Origin of the sequence: Burkholderia lata, assembly GCF_902499335.1 — a bacterium.
Classification (GTDB): domain Bacteria; phylum Pseudomonadota; class Gammaproteobacteria; order Burkholderiales; family Burkholderiaceae; genus Burkholderia; species Burkholderia lata_B.
In genome coordinates this window covers 1-1,284 of sequence record NZ_CABVQK010000047.1, presented here as the reverse complement: position 1 = coordinate 1,284, position 1,284 = coordinate 1, and the positions used below count along the sequence as shown (strand labels likewise).

Genomic DNA, 1,284 nt, shown 5'->3' with positions numbered 1-1,284 from the left:
AGAGGTGGCCTCACTCGTTCGGACAGTTTTCTGAGATTTTTAAGTGGAGCGGCCGAGGCAATCATGCTGCCGATTTGATCGCAGGCAGCGTCGCGAAGTATGCCTCATCCGGCGTCTGATCCGCCAGGCTCGAATGGGGCCTTTTCCGGTTGTACAGCTCGATGTAGTCGCCGATGGAGCGCCGGGCATGGCTGACCGACTCGTAGGCCCGCAGGTAAATCTCTTCGTACTTGATGCTGCGCCATACGCGCTCGACGAACACGTTGTCACGCCAAGCCCCTTTGCCGTCCATCGACAGCCGCACGCCTCGACACAGTACGGCCTCGGTGAACGCGCCCGCCGTGAACTGGCTGCCTTGATCGGTGTTCACGATGTCGGGCAGCCCGTAGCGGGCGAACGCTTCTTCCAGTGCCTCGACGGCATGCGTGGCTTCCAGCGTGATGGCAACCCGGTGCGCGAGAATCTTGCGGCTCGCCCAGTCCACCACGGCCGTCAGGTACACGAAGCCTCGCGCCATCGGAATGTAGGTCGTGTCGAGGGCGAACACCTGGTTGGCCCGCGCGATCTTCATGCCGCGCAGCAAGTACGGCCATATCTTGTGCTGCGCGTTGCGGCGGCTTGTGTTCGGCTTGCAGTACAGCGCCTCCACGCCCATGCGCTTCATCAACGTGCGTACGCGACGGCGGCCGACTTCATGGCCCTCCCGACGCAACAGGCGCGCCAGCATCCGTGCCCCGGCAAACGGGAACTCCATGTGCAGTTCGTCGATTCGCCGCATCAACAACAAATCGGTTTCGCTGACCGGCTGCGGCCGGTAATACGCACTCGATCTCGCGATGCCAACCAGTCGCGTCTGTTGCGAAACCGGCAGCGCATGCGTACGGTCGATCATCGTTTTGCGCTCAGCAATCCCGCCTTGGTGAGCGCACCTTCTAAAAAATCATTCTCCAGTGTCAGCTGGCCGATCTTGGCGTGCAACGCCTTCAGGTCCACCGGCGGCTCGCTCGACGGCATGCCTGCCGCGCCAAACACGTCCGCCGCACGCTCCTGCAATTGCCGCTTCCATTCGGTAATCTGGTTCGGGTGCACATCAAACTGCTGCGCCAGCTCGACCAGCGTGCGCTCGCCCTTGACCGCTGCGAGCGCCACCTTCGCTTTGAACGCCGCTGAGTGCGTGCGTCGGGTTCTCTTCGTCATTTCCTCGGTTCCTTTGCCGGCATTATCGCTGGCTCAGGCCCCGGCCGTTCCACTTATCTGGCTGTCCGATTTTGCGAGGCCACCTCT

1 protein-coding gene is annotated in these 1,284 nt (G+C 62.1%); it reads right to left on the bottom strand.

What is annotated here, in order from left to right; translation table 11 throughout:
• Positions 1-61: 61 nt before the first annotated feature.
• Positions 62-1,197, bottom strand: a protein-coding gene (locus tag BCO18175_RS40365) for an IS3 family transposase (RefSeq protein ID WP_438820535.1) whose coding sequence is annotated in 2 segments (ribosomal slippage) — positions 62-933 and positions 933-1,197 — 1,137 coding nt in all. Because the reading frame shifts where the segments join, the coding sequence is not laid out codon by codon here.
• Between the last annotated feature and the right edge of the window lie 87 nt (positions 1,198-1,284).